Raw genomic sequence first — 23,557 nt, forward strand, 5'->3', positions numbered from 1 at the left:
CTCAGTCCCGGCGCCGCAGCATCAGCGCCGTGTCGACCCGCTCCGCCGGCCGCCCGTCGGGACCGGGCTGCGTCCGCGTGAACTCCTCGTCGAGCCGCACGTCCCACTCCTTCGCGGGGAGCGCCAGGCCCGCCAGCACTTCCCCGTTCGTCGGAAACCGCTCCATCGGGTGCGGGTGGTCGTGCTCCTGCTCCCACGGCGGCGGCTCGGCGTGCCCGACGATCAGCAGCGTCCCGCCGGGCGCCACCGCCGATGCCGCGGTCCGCAGGATTCCCGCGCGGAAGATCTCGCCGGGATGGTGCAGGAACTGCGCCGACACCAGGTCGAAGCTCCCCGCCGGGAACGAGACCGCCAGATCGTGCCGCTGCCAGTCGATCCGGTCGGCGACCCCGGCCGCGGCCGCCTGCTCCGCGGCCCGGCCCAGCGCCACCCCCGACACATCGGCCGCGGTGACCCGCCAGCCCTGCGCGGCCAGCCAGATCGCGTCCGCGCCCTCGCCGCACCCCAGTTCCAGTGCCGTCCCCGGGACCCGGTCGCGGATCTCGCGGACCAGTACGACGTTGGGGTTCCCGCTCCAGACGCGGTCGCTCCCGGCGTACCGGGCGTCCCAGAACTCCTCGTCGGGGATCGTCCCCGCGCCGTTGCCGTTGCCGTTGCCGTTGCCGTCGCCGCTGCCGTGGCCGTGTGCCATCGCTGTGCTCCTCTCCGTCCGGTCACGGCACAGCCTCGGACGTCCGCCGGGCATCCGGCAAAGTCCGTTGCCGATTCCGGAACGTAACGGAGGAAGCCTCCGAAAGGCCCGCGCGCCACCCCCCGGCAGGCCGCACCACCCCTCGGCCGGGCCCTGCACAGCCGGGCCCTACATCTCCCCCTCGACCGTCCCGCCCACGTCGTGGGCGATGTGCACCGCCGCCTCCTCGGCGGACGCCGCGCCCCCGTCGATGCCGACGTCGCGGGCGGTGATGTCGTTGCTGCCGCCGCCGCGCCAGAAGCCCTCGTCGTAGCTGACGATCCGTCCCGCGCGCTCGTCGCCGACCTGGTCGTCGTAGGGCTCGCCGTCGCCGTCCGGCAGATCGCCGATGCCGTCGCCGTCCCGCGCGCAGACGTCCGGCAGCTCGGTCGAGAGCCGGTGGGCCAGCGATTCGCGGTCGTGCTGCTCCTGGGCGGTGGTCCCGTCGTGGTTCACCACGAACGGGCGCTCCGGCGGCGAGTAGCCGGTGTCCAGCGTCTCGTCGAGCCCCGGCTCGTCCAACGCGTCCTCCATGTCGAGGTCGTTGGGATTGTCCTCGGGGGTGTATCTGGGCGGCTGGTAGACCTCGTCGCCCATGGCGTCGTCGGACATTGCCGCCCTCCTCTTCGGCTCCGTGCGGGGTCGGTGGGTGCGCTCCGTCATGGCCATTGTCCGCCGGTGAGCGCCGCTCGGCCTCAGGAACGCCGGTCCTCGGTGCCCAGCCCGAGCGACTCGGCGATGCCCTGGACATTGCCGTAGCGGTGGTGGGCGGGCAGTTGCTCGGCCATCGTGACCAGGCGGTCCGGGGCGTGGTTGCCGCGCAGGGTGCGGATGATGTCGCCGCGCTCGGCCGGATAGACGCTGCGCCCGAGGTACTGGGCCAGCTCGGAGCGCAGACCGACGTCGCGCTCGGACATGCCGTGCGGGGTCCCGCCGCGGTAGACGCTCTCCGGGGAGGGGGCCGCCACCGGCTGGTCCTCGCCGGCCGGCTCCAGCTCGCGGCTCTCGTCGGCGCGCAGGGAGCGGTCCAGCGACATCTGGCTCCGAAGCTGCTTCTTCATCATGTCGTCCCGGGCGGGACCGGTCTTGTCCATTCCGTGTTCCATGACCATTGCTGCCTCCGTTGCCTCCGTCTCCAGTCTCCCTTTTCCCCTGGGCCTGACAACAGGACGGGACGGGATCGGGGCGGGAGGGCCCGGGACGGAGGGCGGGGGAGGCGTAGGGGCGCGGCGGCGGCCGGCCGTGCCCCTGCGCGACGAGACCGCCCGCCGCACCCGGATCCCGGGGCGGCGGGCGGTCTCGTCGTGCGGCCCGTGCCGTCGGGCGTCAGTCCTTGGCCTCGGCCGCCACCGGCTTCGGGATCAGGAACGACGTCGCGATGGCCAGCGCCAGGATGACCACACCGGCGATCATGCCGGCGGTGTAGCCGCCGGCCGAGGCCGGGTCGTCGGGCGTCAGCGCGGTCTTCACCGCGTACAGCGCGGCGAAGCTCAGCCCGGCGCCGAGGTTGAAGGCGCCCGCGTTCAGACCCGGCAGGAAGCCGGGGTTCTCGCCGGGGGAGAGGACGATGCCCAGGCCGTTGAGGACGATGTTGGCCACGCCCGCGTAGGTGATGCCCACCAGCAGCGAGGTCACCAGCAGCAGCACATGCGACTGGCTGTGCATCGTCAGCAGCATCAGCACCACCGACCCCACGGAGCCGAAGAGGCCCAGCCGCAGGATCCGGCCGTAGCCGAAGGTCGCGGCCAGCCGGCCGGCCACCGGGCCCATCGCCAGCCCGGCGAGCGCGTACGGCGACAGCGTCCACCAGGCGGACTGCTCGGCGGACATCCCCAGACCGGCCTGCGCGTCCTGGGCGAAGGCCGGGATCAGACCGTTCATCACCGCGAACACGCCGGTCATGGTCAGCACCGTGGTCAGCAGCAGCGACCAGGTGGCCCGCTGCTTCAGGTGCCGGGTGGCGACCAGCGGGTGTCCGCTGCGGTTCTCGGTCCGCCAGAACAGCGCGAACGCGACCGCGGCCAGCACCACCAGCACGGCGACCATCGTCCAGTCGGCGGCGGCCAGCTTCCCGGCCTCGTTCAGTGCGATCAGCAGCGCGCCGACCGAGACGACCAGCAGCGCCACACCGGGCCAGTCCATCCGGGACGCGGCCGCGGCCTTGGACTCCGGGGTCAGGGTGGCCACCAGGGCCGTCGCCACGGCCGCGACGACCGCCATCGCCCAGAAGACCGACTGGAAGCCGTGGTGGTCGGCGAGGTAGCCGCCGGCCAGCGAGTCGATGCCGGCGATCCCGCCGTTGACGGCGGTGATCACGCCCAGCAGCGTGCCGTACTTCTTGGGCTCCTTGACCTCGACCCGCAGCATGATCAGGCACAGCGGGACGACCGGCCCGCTCACACCCTGGATGATCCGCCCGGCGAACAGCATCGGGATGCTCGTCGCCAGCGCGGCGACCACGCAGCCGACGGCCATCAGGGCGAGCATGCCGGCCAGCACCCGGCGCCGGCCGAGCACGTCGCCCAGCCGGGGCAGGAACAGCGAGAACAGCGCGGCGGAGGTGAAGAACGCGGTCTGCGTCATGCCCACCTCGGCGGAGCTGGCACCGAGCGAGTCCTCGATGCTCTTCAGCGCCGGGCTGAGCATGCTGGCGTTCAGCTGGAAGGCGAAGCAGGCCGCCAGCAGCGCGGTGACCAGCACGCCGATCCGGACTCCGGACCCGCCGCCGGAGACCTCGGTGGTACGTGGTGCGGTGGAGAGGTTCATGCCCGGCCTTCGCCGATCCGCTCCAGGGCGTCCACCACGAGGTTCCAGAACCGCTCGTGGTCGAGCTTGACCGCGACCTGGGTGTGGCAGTCGGCCGGCGCCGGCGCCCGGAAGTCGGTGACGGTCATGCCCAGGGTCAGCGCGCCGCGCAGCTCGATGTCGACCGGTGCCCTGCGGACGGTCATCACGTCCGGGTCGATGACGTACGCCACCGCGCACGGGTCGTGCACCGGCGGGTGGTCGAAGCCCTGGTTCTCGCGGTACGCCTCGCGGAAGAAGTCCAGCAGCTCCAGCACGAACCGGGACGGTGCGGTGCCCAGCGCGGCGATCCGCGCCTCGACCTCGGGGGTGGCCAGCGCCTGGTGGGTGAGGTCCAGGCCGACCATGGTGACCGGCCACTTCTCGTTGAAGACGATGTGCGCGGCCTCGGGGTCGATGATGATGTTGAACTCGGCGACCGCGCTCCAGTTGCCCTCGTGGTAGCCGCCGCCCATCAGGACGACCTCGCGCACCCGCTCGGCGATCCGGGGCTCCTTGCGCACGGCCATCGCGATGTTGGTCAGGCCGGCCGTGGGGACGATGGTGATCTCGCCCGGCTCGTGCGACATCACGGTGTCGATGATCAGGTCGACGGCGTGCCGGCGGTCCAGCTCGAAGGCCGGCTCGGGCAGTTCGGGCCCGTCGAGGCCGGTCTCGCCGTGGATGTCGGGGGCGGTCTCGACGGACCGGACCAGCGGACGCGGGTTGCCCGCGGCGAACGGGACACCGGTGATCCCGGCGATCGCCGCCACCGAGAGCGCGTTGCGGGTCACCTTCTCCAGCGTCTGGTTGCCGACCACGGTCGTCACGGCGACCAGTTCCACGTCGGGATTGCCGTGGGCCAGGAGCATGGCGATCGCGTCGTCATGCCCCGGGTCGCAGTCGAGGATGATCTTTCTGGCCAACGGGAGAGCCCCTTTGCTCTGCGGAACGGTGAAGCGGGGTGAACTCGATCTCTGGGGGCGCGCCAGCCAGGGGGCGCTACCTCGGGAAAACGTTCTCCGGAAATTTCGCTCATACGCCGCGGAGATGTCAATGAAACATCAATGAAGTGTGAGGCAGGCGACCTGCTTACCCGCTGGTATCGAGAGGTACGGAGCTGGTACGCCTGTGCACGGGCGGTGATAACGTTTGCCGCCATCCGTCCGGGACGACGCCGTTCGCACGGCCGCCGTCCCGTAGTGGAAGGGCACGCCGTCGTGGCCGAAGTGACCTTGCGGGACGTCGCGCACGCGGCGGGCTGCTCCGTCGCCACCGTCTCCCGTGTGCTGGCCGGCACCCGTCCGGTCGGCGCCGAGACGGCCCGCGCCGTACGGGAGGCGGCGGACCGCCTGGGCTACCGCCCCAACGAGGTCGCCCGCGCCCTGCGCAGCCGCAGCACCGGCACCGTCGGCCTGGTCCTCCCGCAGATCACCAACCCCTTCTTCCCCTCCCTGGTCCGGGAGTTGGAGCACGTCCTGCACGCCGAGGGCCGCGCCGTCCTGCTCGCCGACTGCGACGACGACCCGGAGGCCGAGGCCGCCCGGATCGCCTCGTTGCTGGCCCGCCGGGTGGACGCCCTGCTGCTGATCCCGGTGGACGAGCGGCGCAGCCGGGACGCGGTGGCCGCCGCCGCGGCACGGGTGCCGCTGGTGCTGCTGGACCGCGGCTGCGGCCCCGGCGTCGCCGACTCGGTCGCGGTCGACAACGCCGCGGGGATGGCCCTCGTCCTGGACCACCTCGCCGCCACCGGCCGCCGCCGCCCCTGCTTCGTCGGCGCCGCCGGTACCGCCTCCGCGGCGGTCGAGCGGCGCGCGGCCTACGCGGCGGGGGCGGCCGCCCTCGACCCGACCGCACCGGAGCGCATGGTGCTCGGCGACTTCTCCGTGGAGTGGGGCCGGGCCGCCGTGGACCGCATCTGGCCCGCCCGGCCGGACGCCGTGGTCTGCGCCAACGACCTGATCGCGGCCGGCGCCCTGCAGCGGCTGCGCCAGCTGGGCGCCGACGTCCCCGGCGACGTCGCGGTCACCGGCTTCGACGGCATCCCGCTGGCCGGTCTCGCCGATCCGGCGCTGACGACGGTGCGCCAGCCGGTGGCCGAACTCGCCGCCGAGGCTGCCCGGTTGCTCGTCCACCGCCCCGCCGCGGCCCCGGTTCCCGGCCCCCGCCGCCCGGTGCGCACCGTCCGCCTCGCGCCGGAACTGGTGGTCCGGGCCTCCAGTGCGGCGGGTGGGACGGGTGGCGGGGATGTGCAACCTCTTGACCGTACGCGGTCAGAGCGTTAAGTCTGGACCAATTGCTCGGCACGCCCTCGCGTCAACCACCCCCCTACGCGAAAGGGTTGACATGGACAAGAAAAGAAGGCTGGCCCTCGCCATAGGCGCCGGCATCGCCCCCCTCCTCGTCGTCACCCTGCCGGCCGGCCCGGCCAGCGCACACGGCTATGTCTCCTCGCCCCCCAGCCGGCAGGCCCAGTGCGCCGCCGGCACCGTCGACTGCGGCCCCATCAAGTGGGAGCCGCAGAGCGTCGAGGGGCCCAAGGGGCTGACCAGCTGCAGCGGCGGCAACAGCCAGTTCGCCGACCTGGACGACGACTCCAAGCCGTGGCAGGTCACCCCGGTCAACAGCAGCCAGACCTTCACCTGGCGGTTCACGGCCCGTCACGCCACCAGCAACTGGCAGTACTTCGCCAACGGCCGGAAGGTCGCCGAGATCGACGGCCACGGCTCCCAGCCCCCGGCCGAGGTCTCCCACACCGTGGACTTCGGCGACATCAAGGGCAGGCAGAAGATCCTCGCCGTCTGGAACATCGCCGACACCGCGAACGCCTTCTACGCCTGCATCGACGTCAACATCGGCTAGCGCCCCCCGCTCGTCCGGCTCCCTCTCCCCTTCCGTCCCCCTTCGTCCCCGCTCCGCTCACCGTCCCCACGGTCGCCCCGCGTCCCGTCCCCGGCCGCGGGGCGACCCCGCTGTCGGAGGCACCCGTTACCATCGGCGCATCCAAGGCCGATGCGGCCGGCCGCAGCCGGGAGGAAGAGATGGGTCTGTTCCGCCGAGGACCGAAGCGGGATCCCCGCGAGCTCGCACGCGACGAGGAGTTCGCCTTCTTCTCCGAGCGGGAAGGCCGCGTCTTCAGATCCGAGGTCCGGCAGGCGTTCGCCGAGCGCGGCCTGGAGGTCACCGCCTACGCCGGCGTGGTCACCGACTCCGCCGGCCGCCAGTTCGGCCTGGGCAATCTGGCCGCCGTCTGCCACCGCGACCGCCGCGGCGAGCGCTGCTGGCCCGGGCTCGTCCGCGACCACGTCGGCAAGGTGCTGCGCACCATGGACGGCCCGCAGCCGCTGGAGATCCTCTCCCACGACGAGATCCGGGCCTGCCTCTACCCACGGATCGTCGCCCAGGAGACCCTGCCCGCCTCCGACTCCTTCCGCTACGGCCACGAGCCGGCGCCCGGTCTGCGCGAGGTGCTCGCCCTCGATCTGCCCGAGGCCGTCCAGATGCTCAGCGAGGACTCCCTCACCGACCTCGGGGACGTCGCGGAGCTGCGGATCCGTGCGATGAACAACCTCCGCGCGCTGCCGGTCGAGGGGCACGAGACGATCCGGCGCGGCGACGGCTCGGCGTTCGAGGTGCTGCTGGGGGACTCCTTCTTCACCGCGAGCCGGGTGCTGGTCCTCGACGACCTGGTCGAGCGTCTGATGGGCACCGCCCTGACCCGGGACGGCGCCCTGGTCGCCCTGCCCTTCCGCCACCAGCTGGCGTTCCACCGCATCCACGACGCCCAGGTCATCCCGGCGCTCCAGGCGATGGCACAGTTCGCCGCGGCCGGCCACGAGGACGCGGCGGGCGCCATCAGCCCCCGGGTGTACTGGTGGCGGCGCGGGCGGATGACACCACTGAGCGAACCGGACGGCAACGGCCTGCGGGTGGTGGTCGACGTGGAGTTCCAGGACATGCTGGAGCGCCTGGTCCAGGACGAGCCGTAGCCGCCCCGCCGCCCGCCCGGAGGCCCGGGTCCCGCCCGTGGGAATTCTTCCGCGAAATCCTCACCGGGTGGGAACTCCGGCCGCCTCCGGCCCGTTGGGCCCGGTGAGACCCCGCGCTTTCCCCCGTGCGCGGGGTCTCGCCGTTTCCGCCGGAGCCCGTGCTCCCGTCCTCCCGGGGTCCTACCCGTCGAGCCGCGCCCGCTCCTCGTCGGTGAAGAGCCGTGAGCGGATCAGGAAGCGCACGCCCTCCGGCGCCTCCAGCGAGAAGCCGCTGCCCCGCCCCGGTACGACGTCCACCGTCAGATGGGTGTGCCGCCAGCGGGCGAACTGCTCGCCCGACATCCAGAAGTCCACCGGCTCGGGCACGCCCGCCACCGCCAGCCGCCCCAGCAGTACGTCCGAACCGCCGGTACGGAACTCCCCGGCCGGATAGCACATCGGCGCACTGCCGTCGCAGCAGCCGCCGGACTGGTGGAACATCAGCGGCCCGTGCCGTTCGCGCAGCGTGCGCAGCAGCGCGGTGGCGCCGTCGGTGAGCGCGATCCGCGCGGCGCCCTCGTGCGGCAGGCCGGTTCCCCGGTCGTCCGTGGCGCCTGTGACGTCCGTGTCGTGCACGTGCTGCCCCCTTCGTCGGCCGGACACCTGCGGCGCCCCCGCCGGGCGGGGAGGCACCCCGCCCGGCAGCATGCCAGACGCCGACCGCGCCGCGGAACACGGCGCCGCCCGGCGGCCCTTGAGCGGCACCGACGGACCACACCCGCCAAAGGGGTCTCGCGCCCGGTCGAGGCGCCTCACATCCGGTGCTCCAACAGGGCGGTGGCAATGGCCACCTGGTCCGGTTCGAGCGCGGACTCGCCGTCCTCGATCTCCCACAGGGAGTTCTGCAGCACCCGGCCGAGCGTCCATCCCGCGGCCCGTTCGCGGTCCAGGCCGACCACCTCCGTCAGCAGGTCGAATCGGCGCAGCACCGCCCGCCGCACATCGCCGGTGGCCACCACCTCGTCCCACCGGTTGCGCAGGGCGGGCATCAACTCGAAGCCTGGGTCGCCGGCCAGCGGCTCCGGATCGATGGCCAGCCAGGGTTCCCGCTCGCCGGCCAGGATGTTGTCGTAGTGCAGGTCCCAGTGGAGCAGCCGGTCCCCGCTCTCACCGAGCAGCTCGGCCACGGCGGACGCGCAGCGCCGCACCAGCTCCCGTTCGGCCCCGTCGCGCAGCGCGCCGACGTCCCGCGGGACCTGGTCGAGCATGGCGCCGGCGACGTCCGCGAGCCGCCGCAGCCCCGGCGGGGCCGGCACCGCCACCAGCCGCGCCATCAGCTCGGCCAGGGTCCGCAGTGCCTCGGTGTCGTCGGGCACCGCGGACAGCGGTCGGGCGGCGTCCAGCCGTTCCAACAGCAGGGTGGCGCTCGCCTCGTCGTGGTCGAGCAGCCGCACGATGCCGTTGCCGCCCCAGGCCCGCAGGCCGATCGCGGCACCCTCGGTCTCCTCCCGCGCCTGCTGGAGCTTGAGCGCGGCCGGCGTGCCGTCCGCCCGCCGTACCGGCAGGACGAGCGAGGCCATGCCGTAGCGGGCGGGACCGTCCGGCCGCAGTGCCCAGCGGTCGAGGAACTCCGCGCCCAGCGCGGGCAGTCGGGCGAGCCAGGCGCGCTCCGCGGCGCCGTGCGCACCGTAGGAGGCGGCGAACGCCCGGGGGACGTCGATCGGGGTCGACGTGGTCATGAGGAACTCTCCTTCGTGGATCCGGATCCGGTACGCGATGCGGCGACGAAGGAGTCGGCGGGGGTGCCCGGGCTGCGGGCAGGCGTCAAAGCATGGCTCCACCCTAACGCGGCGGGCCGCGGCGGGTCGTGGCGGTGCCCGGCACTGGGGGCGGGCCGCCCGGCCGGGCCCACCCCACGGCCGCCGTCGGCGGCGCAACGCCCTTGTGCCGCAGAAGAGTCAAGCCGTCGGTGTGCCGCCGCTTCCCCTCTCGGCGCAACCGGAAGCGGTACCGGCACCGCGGTCCTGGGCCGGGATGCGGGCCCCGGCCCAGCCCAGCACGGCCGGTTCCGCCAGGGAGCGGACCCACCAGTCGGCCGGCGCGGTCGGCCGGGGCCCGACGCCGATCACCCGCATCCCCGCCGCCGCGGCCGCCCGCACACCGCAGTCCGAGTCCTCGACGGCCAGCGCGCGGGCCGGCCGGACCCCGCAGAGCCGGGCCGCGGTGAGATAGACGTCCGGATGGGGTTTGGGTCTGGTGATGGCGTCGGGGACCACGACGTGGTCGAAGAACGGCCGCAGCCCGGCCACGTCCAGGCAGGACTCGACGACCTCCAGCGGGCAGTTGCTGGCCACCGCCAACGGGGCGAACCGGGCGGTGGCGCGGACGAGTTCGGGGGCACCGGGCATGGTCGTCGGCCGGGCGGCGACGAGCCGGCGGAAGCGGTCGAGCAGGGACGCGGTGAACTCCTCGACGAGGTCGGGCCGGCCGGCGGAGTCGGCCATCAGCCGTCCGCACGCGGTGTAGTGCAGCCCGCGGGCCTCTTCGGCGAAGTCCGGCTCGGGGGCGTGGCCGTAGTCGCGGAACACCTCCTCGCGGGCGGCGATCCAGTGGCGTTCGGTGTCCATCAACGTGCCGTCGCAGTCGAAGACCACGGCGTCGGGGGTCCAGGAGAGGATGCGGTGTGGTGTCATCCGAGGTTCCGTTCCGATGGGCCCGGAGTGCGGCGGCGCGACCGGTCGCCTGACGAGGCGTGCGGGAGGGGTGCGCGGCCGCGGCAGCGGGCGAAGGGGTTCCGGCGGACGGCGGCTCCCGGACAGGGGAGACCTGGGCGCGCTCGGCGTCGGAAAATAACGATCGTTACGTTACGGACGGCCACACACCAGGGTCAATACATCGATAAATGTCCATATTTTATGCCCTATGTGTAGCTGAGGGTGCCGTAGGCCGTTGGTGTGCCGCCCTGGACGACGCGGAACACGCAGGTCGCGTGGTGCCGGGTGCACAGGACGCGTGCGGGCGGCGCGAGTTCGGTGAACCGGACCGCCCTCAGCCGCCCGGCGCACGGCCGGGCCAGCGCGCCCCCGCTGCGGTAGGCGACGGCCTGTCGCGCCGCCTCCAGCAGCACCATTCCGGGCACGTGGTCGGTGGGGTGGTCGAAGAGGAACGGGTGCAGTGGGTCGGCCGGCGCGACCAGGAGTCCGTCCCGGTCCTCGGCCAGCACCGCGTCCTGGGGGTGGTTCACCGCCAGCGCGGCGGGGCTCGGCCGGTGCGCCGCGGCCGGAGGTGTGGACGGCGCCGGGTCGGCCGAGCCCCGCGCCCGCAGCGCGGCATAGCCCGCCCGGTCCACGAAGCGCACCCCGCCGCCGGCCCACCCGAACACCGCCCCGCGGGCGGCGAACGCGGCGGTCAGCCGCAGGCCGGTGACGGGCCCGTCCGGAGCCCGGCGCACTCCGCCGACCTCGGTACGGCAGCTGACCTCGGTCGCGCCGGGCCCGGCCGCCGGCTCGCTGGCCGGCGCCAGGCGGAAGTGCAGGTCGGTGATGATCGCCCGGCAGGCCGGCGGGACCCCGTGGAACCGCAGCGGCACGTAAAGCCCCAGCTGGCGCAGGGTCTCGACCAGGACCAGCGGGCTGTGCAGCTGCGACCCGTCGCGCGGGAACGTCGTGTGGGCGCGCGGCCAGGACGCCGCCGCCTCGAAGACGTCCGGGGCGGCCGTCCGGCGGACGTCCGTGAGCAGGACCTCCGCCACCGAGAGCCGGTGCACCAACTCCCGCTCGACGGTACGGGACCAGCTCAGCGGTCCGGGCCCGCCGTCGATGCCGACAGGTGACGAGTTCATATGACCAGGGAATATCGAAGTTCGAACGCGCGCACCCGTGAAATCGGGGCCGCGCGGGCGCGGTACATTTCCTGCAGAGGGCACGAGGACGACATCCGAGGTGCATGTGCAGAACAGGGCGAAGACCACCCGCAGGTTCCTTCTGGAAGCGGCCGCGACCCTGTTCGACGAACGGGGCTATGCCGGGACGAGCATCAGCGATATCAGCGCGCATTCCGGCCGCACCAGCGGCGCGATCTATTTCCACTTCGCCAGCAAGGAGAAGCTCGCCCTCGCCATCGTCGAGGAACACTTCGCCACCTGGCCGCAATTGATCGGCCGTTACCGGCAGGCCGGAGTGCCGGCACTGGAGAAACTCGTCGGGCTGAGCTTCGAAGTGGCCCGGGCGTTCCGCGACGACATCGTGGTCCGGGCCGGGGCCCGCCTCTGGGCCGAGCGCAAGGCCATCGAGACCCAGCTGCCGACGCCGTTCCTCGGCTGGATCGAGGCCGTCACCCAGCTGCTGGAGGAGGCCGCCCGCAACCGCGAACTCGCCGTCGGCGTGGCGCCCGCCGCCACCGCGCACGCCGTCGTCTGCGCCTTCTTCGGACTGCACACCGTCTCCGACGCCCTGGAGGGGCGGCGGAACATCGAGGAGCACCTGGGCGACCTCTGGCTGCTCCTGCTCCGCGGTCTCCAGGCCGAGCCCGACCCCGCGGCCCTGCTGGACCGGGTGCGCCGGCGGTCCGCCGGCCGGGAGCCGGCACCCGAGCCGGCCTGACGCTCCGCCCGACGCACCGGCCGGCCTGAGGCAGCGCCTTGCCCAACGGTGGACGGGGCCGGCTCTACGCCCGGCGGCCGTCGCGCAGAAATTTCCGGAGCCTGGTGAGCGGCCAGGTGTTGATGATGTCGTCCCCGGTGAGCCAGCCGCGCTGCGCGGTGCCCACTCCGTAACGCATGTACGGCAGATGCGTGGTGGAGTGCGCGTCGGAGTTCACCGCGAATTTCACGCCGTGGCGTTTGGCGCGCAGAATGTCCTCGTCGCACAGGTCCAGCCGCTCGGGATGGGCGTTGATTTCCAGCGCGGTGCCGGTGCGCGCGCAGGCCGCGAAGACCTCGTCGAAGTCCGCGTCGATTCCCGGGCGTTTGCCGATCAGCCGGGTGGTGGGATGGCCGATGATCGCGACGTAGGGATTCTCGCAGGCGCGGACGAGACGGCGGGTCAGCGCCTGCCGGCTCTGGTTGAAGTGCGAGTGCACCGAGGCGACGCAGAGGTCGAATTCCGCCAGGAATTCATCGGGCCAGTCGACCTCGCCGTCCGGGCCGATGTTGAGTTCGGTACCGTGCAGCAGTCGCATACCGTGGTGTGCACGGTCCAGTGCGCGCACCGCCGCCCGCTGCGCCAGCATCTTCTCGTCGGTCATCCGCTGCATGTAGAGGTTGGGGGCGTGGTCGGTGACGGCGTAGTACTTGTAGCCCAGGGCGGCGGCCGCGGCGACCATGTCCTCCAGCGAGGAGAGCCCGTCGGTGAGGTCGGTGTGGGTGTGCAGATCGCCCCGGACGGCGTCCTCGGCCACCAGGTCCGGCAGTTCGCCGCGGAGCCCGGCGGCGACCTCGCCCCGGTCCTCGCGCAGCGGCGGCGCGATCCACGGCAGCCCGAGCCGGTGGTAGATCTCCTCCTCGGTCTCCGAGGTGACCAACTCCCCGCTCTCGGCGTCGAAGAGCCCGTACTCCGACAGCTTGAGCCCGTGCCGTACGGCGATCGCCCGGGTGCGGATGTTGTGCGCCTTGGCCCCGGTGAAGTACTGCAGGCCCGCGCCCCAGGACGCCGGCGGCAGCACCCGCAGATCCACCTGGAGGCCCTTGGTGGTGCGCACCGAGGTCTTCTTCTCGCCGTGCGCGATGACCTCGGCGGTGGACGGGAGTTCCGCCAGCGCCGCCATGAACGGCGCGGAGTGCTCCGCCGCCACCAGGATGTCGATGTCCCCGATCGTCTCCCGCATCCGGCGCAGCGAGCCCGCGTAGGCGCACCGCTCACAGCCGGTGACGCGGGACAGCTCCCCGGTGATCTGCTCGGCGACGTCCATCGCGGCACTGATCAGGATGCGCCCGCCGCCCGCCTTCTGCAGCAGCGAAATCCCGTGCAGGATGTTCTCCTCGGTCTTCTCGCCGAAGCCCTTCAGATCCCGCAGCCGCTCCTCGTGGACGGCGTCCAGCAGCTGGTCCACCGAGGTGATGCCGAGGTCCTCGTAGAGCACCAGCGCCTTCTTCGGCCCCAGGGTGGGGATGGTGATCAGCTCCCTTACCCCCGCCGGGATCGTCGCCCTGGTCTCCTCGATCACCGACACCCGGCCGGAGCGCAGATACTCCACCACCTTCTCCGCGATCGACGCCCCGACGTGCGGGATCTCCCGCAGCCCCTTCGCGTCGAGCTTCGAGACGTCGGCGGGATGCCCGCCGATGGCCCGGGCGGCCTTCTCGTACGCCCGGGCCTTGAAGGCGTCACCACCACTGATCGCGATGAGGTCGGCGTACTCCTGGAGCAGCGCCTCGACCTCCTCGTTGGCGCGGACCATGACTCCAGGGTGCCCTCGCCACCCCGGGGCGGCATGCGCAGGCCACGGGCGGGCGCCGGACCGCCCGCCCGTCTCCGGCTTCCGGGCGGAGGGCGGGGCGTCACCGGCGCGCGAAGTGCTGATCGAGGCCGGCCAGGATGTCGTCGACGGGGCCGAAGCCGATCACGGCGGTCGTGCCGCCCGCGATCTCGCCGCGCAGGGGGGAGAGGGCGTCGTGCGCCTGTGCGGCGAGCGCCGCGTCCCGGAGCAGGATCGAGGTGTGCGCGTTGACGGCCCAGAGCGCGTCGTACAGGTGGTCGGCGGGGGGTGCGGGCAGCGCGGCGGCGGCCTCGCGGGCCGCTGCGAGGTGGCCGCGGGCGAGGTGGAGGAGGGGCTGGACCCAGGGGCGGTAGGGACCCCAGTCCAGGGCGGGGTCCGTCGGCGCGGGACGCCGGTGGCGCATGCGGAGGGAGAGGAGCGCGAGCGGGAAGAGGCCGCCTTCCAACCCGGGCATGCCGGCGCCGGCGAGGTCGGTGGCCAGGGTGCGATAGGCCTGGGCGACCTCGACGGGGTCGTCGGACCGTGCGGCCAGCCGCATGGTCCGGAAGGCGGCGGTGAGAACGTGGACGAGCGGGGTCTCGTGGCGGGTGGCGAGCCGCTCGGCCGCCACGACATGGCGTTGCGCGGTCCCGGCGTCGCCGCGGGCCGCGCAGACCTGGATCTTGATCAGATGGCCGAGGATCTCGAAGAGCGGGAGATCGTGCCGCGCGGCGAGCTCGACGAGTTCGTCGGCGATCGCGTCGCGTGCGCCGGTGCGCCCCGGGTGCTGGAAGGACTGCACGAACCGGGCGTTGAGCGCGAGCGCCAGCACGTTGGGGTCGGGCAGCTCCCGGGCAAGCCGCTCGGCCTCGGTCGCCGCCTCGGCGGCCCAGCGGTCGCGGGTGCCACGATGCTCGAGCCCGACGGTGGCCAGGAGACGTGCCCGAAGCGCGGGCGGCGCTCCTGGGCCGAGGCGGAGCAGGGTGCGCCGGGTGGTCGCCACCAGGGCCGCGGACCGTGCGGGATCGTCGGCGCGCGTCCAGATGGTGGGGACGTCGTACGCCGCGATCACGCGGGCGGTGCGGGCGGGGTCCTCGGTCTTCTCCGCTTCCGCGGCCGCCGCGGCGCGTTGCTCCTGGGCGAGCACCAGGTTGGTGCCGCCGGTGACCGCGGCCTCCCTGGCGACGGTGCTCATCGCGCGCAGCCGGGTGTAGCCGCCCGTCGCCTCGGTGCGCGTCAGCAGCCGCAGCCGGTCCTCGTCCCGGGGCGCGGGCGTCAGGTGCGGAGCGCGCCGGAGGATGTCCCGTTCGAGATGGTCGAGGTGGTCCGCCGAATCCAGTCCGAACCGGTCCAGCAGCCCGGCCCGCGCGCCGCGCAGCGACGCCAGCGCGTCGACCCGGCGCTCGGCCTGGTAGAGCGCGTGGGCCAGCAGGACCCAGGCGCGCTCCCGCCAGGGGTGCGCGGCGGCGAACGCCTCCAGCTCGGGGACGAGCGGCGCGCCCCGTCCGAGGTCGAGGACGGCCCGGGCGCGCAGCTCGACAGCCTGCCGGTGGAGTTCCGTCAGCCGGGCGCGCTCCGGTGCCAGCCAGGGCGAGGCGTCGAGGTCCGCGTACGGCTCGCCCCGCCACCACGACAGTGCTTCGCCCAACGCACCCGCGGCCCGGTCGCCGGGCCCGTCGTGCGGGGCACGAAGGGTGTCCTCGAACCGGTGGGCGTCCACGTGTGCCCGGGGAATCCGCAGGGCGTATCCGGTGCCGACGGTCTCGACGGTCCGCGACCGGGTCCGCGGGGGACGGTCGGGTTCGAGGGCGCGGCGCAGCTCGGCGACGAAGGTGCGGACCGTCCCGGCCGCCGTGGTCGGCGGGTCCGCCCAGAGATCGTCGATCAGCACCTGGAGTGGCACCGCCCGGCCGCCGGCCGCGACCAGCCGTCCCAGGAGCTCCCGGCGGCGCCGGCTGCCCACCGGGACCGCGCGGCCCTCGGCATCGGTGACCTCGATCGGCCCGAGCACCTTGACGAGGATCTCCATGTCCTCATTGTCGTCGCTCGCGGGCCGCTGCTGATCCGCTGCTGATCCGGCCCCCGGATCCTCCATGTCGTTCACGCACCGACGGGCGAGCGGCAGCGCCGCACGCGTCCGGGAGAAGGAGACGACAACGATGGGCATCGGCATTCCGGGGTTCGAGACCAGGTCGATCGGTGTGGCCGACGGCGTGCGGTTGAACGCGGCGGTAGGCGGCGCGGGACCCGCCGTCGTGCTGCTGCACGGCTTTCCCCAGACCCACCTGATGTGGCGCCATGTCGCACCCCTCCTGGCCGAGCACCACACCGTGGTCTGCCCGGACCTCCGCGGCTACGGCGCCAGCAGCAGGCCGGCCGCGGTCGCCGAGGACACCTACGCGAAGCGGACGATGGCCGCGGACATCGTCGGCCTGGCCGACGCGCTCGGGTTCGGCCGGTTCGCGCTGGTCGGGCACGACCGCGGCGCGCACGTCGCCTTCCGGGCCGGTCTGGACCACCCGGATCGGATCGGTCACCTGGGAATCCTCGACATCGTTCCCACGCTGGACACCTGGAACGTCCTCCACGGCGTCGACGCGGCGGTGGCCTTCCACCTGTATCTGATGGCGCAGCCGCCCGGCCTGCCCGAGCAGCTCATCGCGGGCAGCCCCGACGCGTTCTTCGGCCACTTCCTCGACGCCTGGTCCACGAGCCCCGAAGCGATCCCGGCAGACGTACGCGCCGAGTACCTGCGCGCATGCCGGGACGCCGTCGCCTCGATCGTCGCCGACTACCGCGCCACCGCGACCGTCGACATCGGACACGACCGGGCCGACCTCGACGCCGGCAACCGGCTCGTCATGCCGGTGACGGTCGTCCAGCAGGACTGGGGCCGGCAGCTCGGGTTCGACGCCGCCGCGATCTGGCGGCCGTGGACCACCGACCTGCAGCACTTCACCACCCGGGCCGGCCACTTCATGGCCGAGGAGGCTCCGCGGGACATCGCCGCGCTGATCCTGGACCTGGTGCGGCGGTGACCGCCCGGACGGACCGGCGCCGGCCGCACTCACCGCGGCCCGGGACGCGCTCCGTACGGGAGAACGGCCGGTGAGCTCGCGGGAGTTCGCGTCCGGCGGGCGTCGGCTCAGTCGCCGGACGCCGCGGTCCGCGGAGCCCGGCGGCCCAGACGGGCGGCGGCGTCCTGCGTCATACGGCGCACCACCTCCCCGGCGGGCAGGACCTCCCGGACCTGGCCGACCCCCTCGCCGACGACCACGTTCGCGACGTCGAAGTCCTGCTCCGATTCGGCGGCCGCGAACTCCGCGGCAACCTCGGCGAGTTGGGCGTCGAGTGCGGACTCCCGGCCGTGCCAGCGGTCGACGAAGCGGTTGCGCAACAGGCGCGCGTCGTACTCCGAGGGCCAGTCGTACCGCCGCACGAGGTCGTAGACGCTGGTGCGCAGGGTGTCGTCGCCGCCGGCCGCCACCGCGCGGGCCTGGGCGCGCTCGGAGACCGCCGCCTCCTTCGTCGCCCAGAACCGGGTCCCGACGAGGGCCCCGTCGGCGCCGAGGGCGAGTGCGGCGGCGAGACCGCGGCCGTCCGTGACGCCGCCGGCGCCCAGCAGCAGCACGTCGGGGGAGCGGTCGGCGATCAGGTCCGCGATGTCGGGCACGAGGGTGAACGTCGACCGGCTGCCCACTCCGTGCCCGCCGGCCTCGCCGCCCTGCGCGACGACGACGTCCGCGCCGGCGTCGAGGGCCTGCCGGGCCTGGTCGAGCGTGTGGACCTGACAGAACAGCGGTATGCCGGCGGCGCGGATCCGGTCGGCGAAGGGCGCGGGGTCGCCGAAGGACAGCATCACGGCGGCGGGCCGGTGCTCCAGGGCGACATCGAGAAGTCCGGGACGGCGGGCCAGGCTCCAGGTGATGAAGCCGCACCCGACACGGGTGCCGGCCGCCGCGGCCAACTCACCTTTCAGCCACTGCTCGTCACCGTAGCCGCCGCCGATCAGGCCGAGTCCGCCGGCGGCGGTCACCGCCGCGGCGAGCCGGGACCCGGCGACGAAGTCCATGGGGGCGAGTACGACCGGGTGCTCCAGTCCGAAGGCGTGGGTCAGGCGGGTTGTCAACAAGGCGAAGTCCCCTTCATCCGGGCAACGGCCCATCGGCTGTGCGAGGGGCGGTGCGGCGTCAGGGGAAACGGTAGGTTCGCCGGGGTTTCTGATCCAACGATTGCCGGTGATGGGAGCCATCGCCGAAAGAGAACTACCGGACAGCCGACAGGACGGGCGGGCCCGGATCCCCTGCCTGCGCGTGCGTGAGGAACCGCGTCAGGGCGGGCAGGGGCGGTGCGTCGGCCCGCTGGACGAAGACGGTCCGCACGCGGGCCTCCCCGTCCGGCAGGTCGTGCACCTGGACCTGCGCGCGGGCGGTGTGCCGCTCGACCACGGCAGCGGGCAGCAGGCTCACTCCCATACCGGCTGCGACGCAGCCGAGGATGCCGTCCAGCGTCCCCAACTCCATGCAGCGCACGCCGACGGCGCCCCGCGCCTCCAGGATGCTCTCCAGTCGCCGTCGATAGGAGCAACCGGTGCGGAAGACGAGGATCCTGGGGTCGGTCAGCACGGCATCCAGGTCGGTGGCCCGGCGTGCTGTGAGCAGGACGAGGCGCTCCTCGAACACCGGTGTCTCCACCACGTCGGGCTGTCGCACCGGGCCACTGACGAGCGCGCCGTCGAGACGGAACTCCAGTACGTCCCTTACGAGTTGCTCGGTCGGCCCGGTGGCCAGCGACAGGTCGACGCGGGGGCAGTCCTCGGCGAAGGCGGCCAGCACTCCCGGAAGGCGCAGGCCCGCCGTGGTTTCCAGGGCCCCGATCCGCAGCGGTCCACGCGGATCCGTCTCGTCGCCGACGACCTGCCGCGCCTCGTCGACCAGCCTGCCGACGCGTTCGGCGTACGGCAGCAGCCGCTCGCCCACGTGCGTCAGCGCCACGCCCCGGGCGTGCCGCCGGAACAGTGGAGCGCCGAGCTCCTTCTCCAGGGCGTGGATCCGCGCGCTGACGTTCGACTGCACGGTGTGCAGTTCCTGAGCCGCTCTGGTGATGCCGCGCGTGCGCGCGACCGCCAAGAAGACCCGCAGGTCGGACAGTTCCACGTTCCCCTCCACACCGGCCCCGGACGGCCGACAGCAAAACCGGGCCAGGGTACCGCGGTGGCACACAGCCCCGACTTGGAGCAGCTTGTCGACCTGTGCCTGAGCACCTCCGCCCATCAGGCCCCGCCCGCCGCCCGTCCGCGCGACTTCCCCATCAATGGTGTTGCGGATCACGACTTTGCGCCCAGGCAACTTGACAAGGCCAGCTGAGGGACCATCCCGTTTGGCTCAATCGGGCGGGCGGTCACCGCCCTCCGGGGGCAGAATCGATAAGGCGGCTGGCCGGAGCCGATCGCGGGGCAGGCATTGTCGGCGTGCGCGCGCATCACTCCCCCCGCGGAAGCGGAATTCGGGCAAGAAAGCGAAGCGCCACCTGAACCTCAACCGTGCCGAGCAAACGCAAGGGCCGCGGTGGCAGGCTCCACTGAAGGTTCGGACTCCATGACAAGTCCGCGATCTGCGTTGCACGAGAAGACATCGGTACGAGAAGGGTGTTCCTTAATGTACGAGACACTCTCCCGCCTGTTGGTCCAGGAGTTCGGGATCTCGTCGGACCTGGTCCATCCCCGATCAACGGCCCGGGCGCTCGAAATGGACTCGCTGTCGTTGGCGGAGCTGACAGTGATGATCACGGAAAGGACGGGGCTGCGGTTCGACGAAAACGGTGTGACGCTCGACAGTACGCTCGAAGAGATTGCCACGCACTTCGTCCCGTCCGACGCAGGGGCCTCCCCGCACGGGGATTCCACGCCTTCCGTCCTGGACTAGGCGCGGCTGGGTGCCGCTGCGGCATCCTGAACACTCGGTCATTTGGAAACACTTGAGGGAACGCCGCGGTCAGCTGATGGGGCAGACGCTTTCAGTCCTCCGGGCACCGAATTGAACGTGAGTGGCTGGCCCGATGGCCGCGGGACGGGTATTGTCGGAGTGTGTGAGTGCGCCGCTTGCTGCTCGGCATTCAGTGAGAAAAGGAACGGCGACGTGTCGTCCGAGCCGCGTCTACGCGGCGCAGGGGCTGTAGCGACAGACTCCATCTCCATGGGAATTTCGGAGTTCGCAGTTTGTGTCCCAGTGGAAAGTTTCTTCACCACATTCGTGGGCTGCGGGCGGCCACCCAGTCCGTGAAGTGGTGTCGAACCATATCGACAGGATGACCATGACTGGCTGGATCGCTGATACTCCCCTGATCGACGAGTTCGTCTCCCGTCGCGACCTCTATCCCTACTACCACGTCATCGAGGACCGGCCGACGCCGGGTGAGGTCGTCGTCGACGGCATCCGCGCGGTCAACGCAGCCTCGACGGATTACCTCGGGCTTGCCGCCGACTCCGGCGTGCGCGCGGCGGCCTCACAGGCCGCAGCCAAGTACGGCACCTGTTGGACCGGGTCCCCGATGCTCGGCACCGTCGGCCTCCATCGTGAGCTGGAAGAGGAGTTGGCCGACTTCCTCCGCCGCCCCGCGGTCATGCTGACCGTAACGGGATTCCAGGCCAACCTGACGCTGTCCTCCCTTTTCGGCACCGGTCACATGGTGATCGCGGACCAGCACATCCACGCCTCCCTGCTGGAATCGGTCCGCCTCGGACGAGCTGAGTATCGCCGGTTCGGGCACAATGACGTCGCCCATGCCGAAAGGCTCATGCGGACCTCGGTCGACAAGGGAAAGGTCCCCGTCATCGTCACCGAGGGCGCGTTCTCCCTCGGCGGAGACCTCTGCCCGGTTCCGGAACTTGTCGCACTCGCCAAGCGCTACGGCGGCGGCCTGATCATTGACGGTGCGCACGACATCGGTGTGCTCGGTACCGACGGGCGAGGCGCCGGTGAGCACTTCGACGTGGAGGAGGGGATCGACCTCGTCACCGGTACCCTCTGCAAGGCGTTCGGCTCCGTCGGCGGGTTCGTCGCGGGCTCCGTGAAGGCCATCCGCAGCCTGCGCCACTTCGGAAACGCGGCGATGTATTCGGCATCGATGGCACCTGCGTCCGCGGCCGCCGCGTTGGCGTCCGTACGGACGGCTCGCGCCCGGCCCGAACTCCGCGCCGCACTGCGGGATTCGGCTCGACGTCTGCACCGCGGCCTGGCGCAGCAGGGGCACCGTTTGCCGTCCTGGCCGGGCCCCGCGGTCGCGCTGCCGGCGGGGGAGCCCGAACAGGGTCTGAAGACCTTGGAACAGGGCCTGAAGACCTGGCGGGCATTGCTCGAAGCGGGTGTCTATACAGGGGCGTTTCTGCCGCCCAGCGTGGCAGGGGAACGGCTCGTCCTCCGCCTTTCGGTCACGGCCGCGCACACCCCGCAGCAGGTTGACCGGATCCTTGAGGTCGTCGGACGGCTCCTGCCGCCCTGATCCGATGCGGCCGATTCCGCCGAGCTTCGCTCCGGCCGCACCACCGGCGCTGCCGCCCACCGGACCGTCAGGCCAGCAGAAGCGGCGAAGTGCGCGAAGTGCCTGAGCCCCGCCGTTCCGAACCACGCGGCCCAGCTGCTCGCCCCGTAGCGAGTTGCCGGCACTGGCACGTGCCGTCGCGGTCGCCGTAAGAGCATGGGAGACCCGCCGCTCTGCTATCACGTCGCCACGCTCTACCGAAGGGAGCGGACATGCGATGCAAGGCTGCTGTCACGGGCATAGGGATGATCACCCCCGCCGGACTCACCACGGAATCCACCTGGGCCACGGTGTGCCAGGGACAAAGCATGGCTCGCACCGATCCCGACCTGGCCGGGCTCCCCGTGGACATCACCTGCCGGGTCGACGGGTTCGATGCCGACGCCGTTCACGGCAGGCGGTTGGCCCGACGCCTGGACCGCTTCACCCACCTCGCTCTCGCCGCGGCCCAGCAGGCGGCCAGGGACGCCAAACTCGAACCGGGCGCCTGGAACGCTCCCCGCGTGGCCGTCGTCCTCGGCGTCGGTGGCAACAGCATGAACACCTACTTCCGCGAGTTCGAAGTCCTGAGCCAAGGCCACCCGGAACTGGTTTCCCCCCTCGCGCTGCCGCGCAGCGTTCCGAACATGGCTGCCGCCGAGGTTGCCATCGCCCTGGGGGCCCGCGGCCCGAACTTCACTGTTGCCAGCGCGTGTGCCTCCGGTGCCACCGCCCTGGCGGTCGCCGCCGGCCTGGTCACCTCGGGCGCCTGCGACATCGCGCTCGCGGGCGGCGCCGAATCCGGACTCTCGCGGATGACCGTCACCGGTTTCCACCAGATGCACGCCCTCTCACGGCGCACCGACGCTCCTGGACTCGCCTCACGTCCGTTCGACGTCGACCGCGACGGCTTCGTCCTCGCAGAAGGCGCTGCGGTCCTCGTCCTCGAACGCCCTCAACACGCCCTACGTCGCGGTGCCGACCAGCGTGCGCTGCTCTGTGGACATGCCTGCACCTGCGATGCCTACCATCCGGTGGTCCCGCATCCAGAGGGCATCGGCGTCGAACACGCTCTGCGTACCGCGTTGAAGGAGTCGGGCCTGGATTCCCGCGACATCGGGCATGTCAACGCCCACGGCACCTCAACCCCGGTCGGCGATGCAGCCGAGGCACGTGCCCTGCATCGCATCTTCGGCCCGGTGCCGCCCCCCGTCACCGCACCGAAGAGCATTCTGGGCCACTCGCTCGGAGCGGCCGGTGCCATCGAGGCGGCCCTGACCGTCCTCACCCAGCAACACCAGCTCATTCCCCCCACTGCCAACCTCCACCACCAAGACCCCGACTGGGAACTGGACATCGTCACCCAGGCTCCCCGAGCCGCGACCATCAACGCCGCCGTCAGCAACTCCTTCGGCTTCGGCGGGCACAACACCGTCTTGGTGTTCGCCGGTGAATGAGCCATCGGACGGCGCTACCACCCTGCCGGGCGTGAAGTCCGCTGATGCAGGCGTGAAGAACCATGTCGCTCAACGGCGGGTTGTGCCTGGTGACCACCGCTCGGCGCGTACCCCGTCCTTCGACGCGATCCGGAAGAACGTCTCCCGGCCTTCCTGCCACGCGCGCCCCCGCACCAGGACTCCAGGACGTTCCCGTGAGCCCTCCAACCCTCCAGCGCGCCACGGGTGGTGCGTCCGGCCGTTGACTCCGGTGCGGAGACGAGGGCCCCACCCGGACGTGCCCACATGGGTCTCGTGATCCCTTCTCAGGCATCCACTCGACTGGGCCAGTCCCGGTGACAAGCGGGCGGTCACGGGACGCACCCCACCCGGCAAGTCGAGAACGACAGGGCGGCCGGGCTCCTCCCGCCCGTGCCGCGCGCACGACAGGCACGGCTCGATGGCGACGCTCTCGGCCGTGTGGTGAAGTGGGGACGTGACGGACCGCCGCATCCGGCGGCGGGTGCGGGGCCGAGGCAGTCCACGCCGTGCCACCCAGGCGGACGACGGGGCCGGTCGACGGCTCGTCGACCGAATCGCCACGGGCTCCGGAGCTGCCCGCCGGGGTCGACCACGGCCTGCGGGCCGTGGTCGTGGTCGTACACACGGATACCCGAATGCAAGGACCGTATGACGCTCGCGGCCGG

At 72.4% G+C, this 23,557-nt stretch carries 21 protein-coding genes; 8 read left to right on the forward strand and 13 right to left on the reverse strand.

The window, feature by feature from the left end; translation table 11 throughout:
* Window position 1 precedes the first annotated feature (1 nt).
* The 5 genes from K2224_RS29310 to K2224_RS29330 all read right to left on the reverse strand — a co-directional run bounded on the left by K2224_RS29310 (window position 2) and on the right by K2224_RS29330 (window position 4,440).
* Window positions 2-691, reverse strand: coding sequence for a bifunctional 2-polyprenyl-6-hydroxyphenol methylase/3-demethylubiquinol 3-O-methyltransferase UbiG (locus K2224_RS29310; protein WP_221910214.1), 690 nt, complete (start codon window positions 689-691; stop codon window positions 2-4).
* Window positions 692-859: 168 nt separating this feature from the next.
* Window positions 860-1,342, reverse strand: a complete 483-nt coding sequence (locus tag K2224_RS29315) for a DUF5709 domain-containing protein (RefSeq protein WP_221910215.1) — start codon at window positions 1,340-1,342, stop codon at window positions 860-862.
* Between the two features lie 83 nt (window positions 1,343-1,425).
* A complete protein-coding gene (locus tag K2224_RS29320) occupies window positions 1,426-1,842 on the reverse strand; it encodes a DUF2795 domain-containing protein (RefSeq protein ID WP_221910216.1) in 417 nt (138 codons plus the stop codon).
* A 214-nt stretch (window positions 1,843-2,056) separates the two neighbouring features.
* Window positions 2,057-3,496 carry an MFS transporter gene (locus tag K2224_RS29325; RefSeq protein WP_221910217.1) on the reverse strand — a complete coding sequence of 480 codons (1,440 nt, stop codon included), beginning with the start codon at window positions 3,494-3,496 and terminating at the stop codon, window positions 2,057-2,059.
* Window positions 3,493-4,440: a nucleoside hydrolase gene (locus tag K2224_RS29330; protein ID WP_221910218.1), complete on the reverse strand. Its 948-nt coding sequence runs from the start codon at window positions 4,438-4,440 to the stop codon at window positions 3,493-3,495. The genes K2224_RS29325 and K2224_RS29330 overlap by 4 nt, the downstream gene beginning before the upstream one ends.
* Window positions 4,441-4,734: 294 nt before the next feature.
* Here K2224_RS29330 and K2224_RS29335 point away from each other — a divergent pair, with 294 nt between their 5' ends.
* The 3 genes from K2224_RS29335 (at window position 4,735) to K2224_RS29345 (ending at window position 7,503) form a co-directional block, all read left to right on the forward strand.
* The gene (locus K2224_RS29335) at window positions 4,735-5,799 is read left to right on the forward strand and encodes a LacI family DNA-binding transcriptional regulator (protein WP_221910219.1); all 1,065 of its coding nucleotides are present in this window, start codon (window positions 4,735-4,737) and stop codon (window positions 5,797-5,799) included.
* 61 nt (window positions 5,800-5,860) lie between these two features.
* Entirely contained in the window at window positions 5,861-6,376 is a 516-nt protein-coding gene (locus K2224_RS29340; RefSeq protein WP_221910220.1) for a lytic polysaccharide monooxygenase auxiliary activity family 9 protein, read from the forward strand.
* A 179-nt stretch (window positions 6,377-6,555) separates the two neighbouring features.
* A complete protein-coding gene (locus tag K2224_RS29345; protein ID WP_221910221.1) occupies window positions 6,556-7,503 on the forward strand; it encodes a hypothetical protein in 948 nt (315 codons plus the stop codon).
* 180 nt (window positions 7,504-7,683) lie between these two features.
* Here K2224_RS29345 and K2224_RS29350 read toward each other — a convergent pair whose 3' ends face one another.
* The 4 genes from K2224_RS29350 to K2224_RS29365 all read right to left on the reverse strand — a co-directional run bounded on the left by K2224_RS29350 (window position 7,684) and on the right by K2224_RS29365 (window position 11,323).
* Entirely contained in the window at window positions 7,684-8,070 is a 387-nt protein-coding gene (locus K2224_RS29350; RefSeq protein WP_221912023.1) for a DUF779 domain-containing protein, read from the reverse strand.
* A 224-nt stretch (window positions 8,071-8,294) separates the two neighbouring features.
* A complete protein-coding gene (locus K2224_RS29355) occupies window positions 8,295-9,221 on the reverse strand; it encodes an aminoglycoside phosphotransferase family protein (RefSeq protein ID WP_221910222.1) in 927 nt (308 codons plus the stop codon).
* A 219-nt stretch (window positions 9,222-9,440) separates the two neighbouring features.
* The gene (locus tag K2224_RS29360; RefSeq protein WP_221910223.1) at window positions 9,441-10,175 is read right to left on the reverse strand and encodes an HAD family phosphatase; all 735 of its coding nucleotides are present in this window, start codon (window positions 10,173-10,175) and stop codon (window positions 9,441-9,443) included.
* A 227-nt stretch (window positions 10,176-10,402) separates the two neighbouring features.
* Window positions 10,403-11,323, reverse strand: coding sequence for a ScbA/BarX family gamma-butyrolactone biosynthesis protein (locus K2224_RS29365; RefSeq protein ID WP_221910224.1), 921 nt, complete (start codon window positions 11,321-11,323; stop codon window positions 10,403-10,405).
* Window positions 11,324-11,423: 100 nt separating this feature from the next.
* Between K2224_RS29365 and K2224_RS29370 the strand changes: the two genes are divergently transcribed.
* The gene (locus K2224_RS29370; protein WP_221910225.1) at window positions 11,424-12,083 is read left to right on the forward strand and encodes a ScbR family autoregulator-binding transcription factor; all 660 of its coding nucleotides are present in this window, start codon (window positions 11,424-11,426) and stop codon (window positions 12,081-12,083) included.
* A gap of 64 nt (window positions 12,084-12,147) precedes the next feature.
* On the opposite strand, the gene polX is transcribed toward K2224_RS29370, so the two are convergent.
* The gene (gene polX, locus K2224_RS29375) at window positions 12,148-13,878 is read right to left on the reverse strand and encodes a DNA polymerase/3'-5' exonuclease PolX (RefSeq protein WP_221910226.1); all 1,731 of its coding nucleotides are present in this window, start codon (window positions 13,876-13,878) and stop codon (window positions 12,148-12,150) included.
* A 100-nt stretch (window positions 13,879-13,978) separates the two neighbouring features.
* Window positions 13,979-15,925 carry an AfsR/SARP family transcriptional regulator gene (locus K2224_RS29380; RefSeq protein WP_221912024.1) on the reverse strand — a complete coding sequence of 649 codons (1,947 nt, stop codon included), beginning with the start codon at window positions 15,923-15,925 and terminating at the stop codon, window positions 13,979-13,981.
* A 130-nt stretch (window positions 15,926-16,055) separates the two neighbouring features.
* Between K2224_RS29380 and K2224_RS29385 the strand changes: the two genes are divergently transcribed.
* Complete coding sequence (locus tag K2224_RS29385) at window positions 16,056-16,934, forward strand: alpha/beta fold hydrolase (RefSeq protein WP_221910227.1); 879 nt, start codon at window positions 16,056-16,058, stop codon at window positions 16,932-16,934.
* Between the two features lie 107 nt (window positions 16,935-17,041).
* On the opposite strand, the gene K2224_RS29390 is transcribed toward K2224_RS29385, so the two are convergent.
* The gene (locus tag K2224_RS29390; RefSeq protein ID WP_221912025.1) at window positions 17,042-18,061 is read right to left on the reverse strand and encodes a nitronate monooxygenase family protein; all 1,020 of its coding nucleotides are present in this window, start codon (window positions 18,059-18,061) and stop codon (window positions 17,042-17,044) included.
* 100 nt (window positions 18,062-18,161) lie between these two features.
* Window positions 18,162-19,052 carry a LysR family transcriptional regulator gene (locus K2224_RS29395; RefSeq protein WP_221910228.1) on the reverse strand — a complete coding sequence of 297 codons (891 nt, stop codon included), beginning with the start codon at window positions 19,050-19,052 and terminating at the stop codon, window positions 18,162-18,164.
* A 501-nt stretch (window positions 19,053-19,553) separates the two neighbouring features.
* Here K2224_RS29395 and K2224_RS29400 point away from each other — a divergent pair.
* The 3 genes from K2224_RS29400 (at window position 19,554) to K2224_RS29410 (ending at window position 22,871) form a co-directional block, all read left to right on the forward strand.
* On the forward strand, window positions 19,554-19,820 hold the full coding sequence (locus K2224_RS29400) for an acyl carrier protein (protein WP_221910229.1): 267 nt from the start codon (window positions 19,554-19,556) through the stop codon (window positions 19,818-19,820).
* A gap of 388 nt (window positions 19,821-20,208) precedes the next feature.
* On the forward strand, window positions 20,209-21,396 hold the full coding sequence (locus tag K2224_RS29405) for an aminotransferase class I/II-fold pyridoxal phosphate-dependent enzyme (RefSeq protein WP_221910230.1): 1,188 nt from the start codon (window positions 20,209-20,211) through the stop codon (window positions 21,394-21,396).
* A gap of 251 nt (window positions 21,397-21,647) precedes the next feature.
* On the forward strand, window positions 21,648-22,871 hold the full coding sequence (locus K2224_RS29410) for a beta-ketoacyl synthase (protein ID WP_221910231.1): 1,224 nt from the start codon (window positions 21,648-21,650) through the stop codon (window positions 22,869-22,871).
* The last annotated feature ends 686 nt before the right edge of the window (window positions 22,872-23,557 follow it).

Origin of the sequence: Streptomyces sp. BHT-5-2 (genome assembly GCF_019774615.1) — a bacterium.
Lineage (GTDB): Bacteria > Actinomycetota > Actinomycetes > Streptomycetales > Streptomycetaceae > Streptomyces.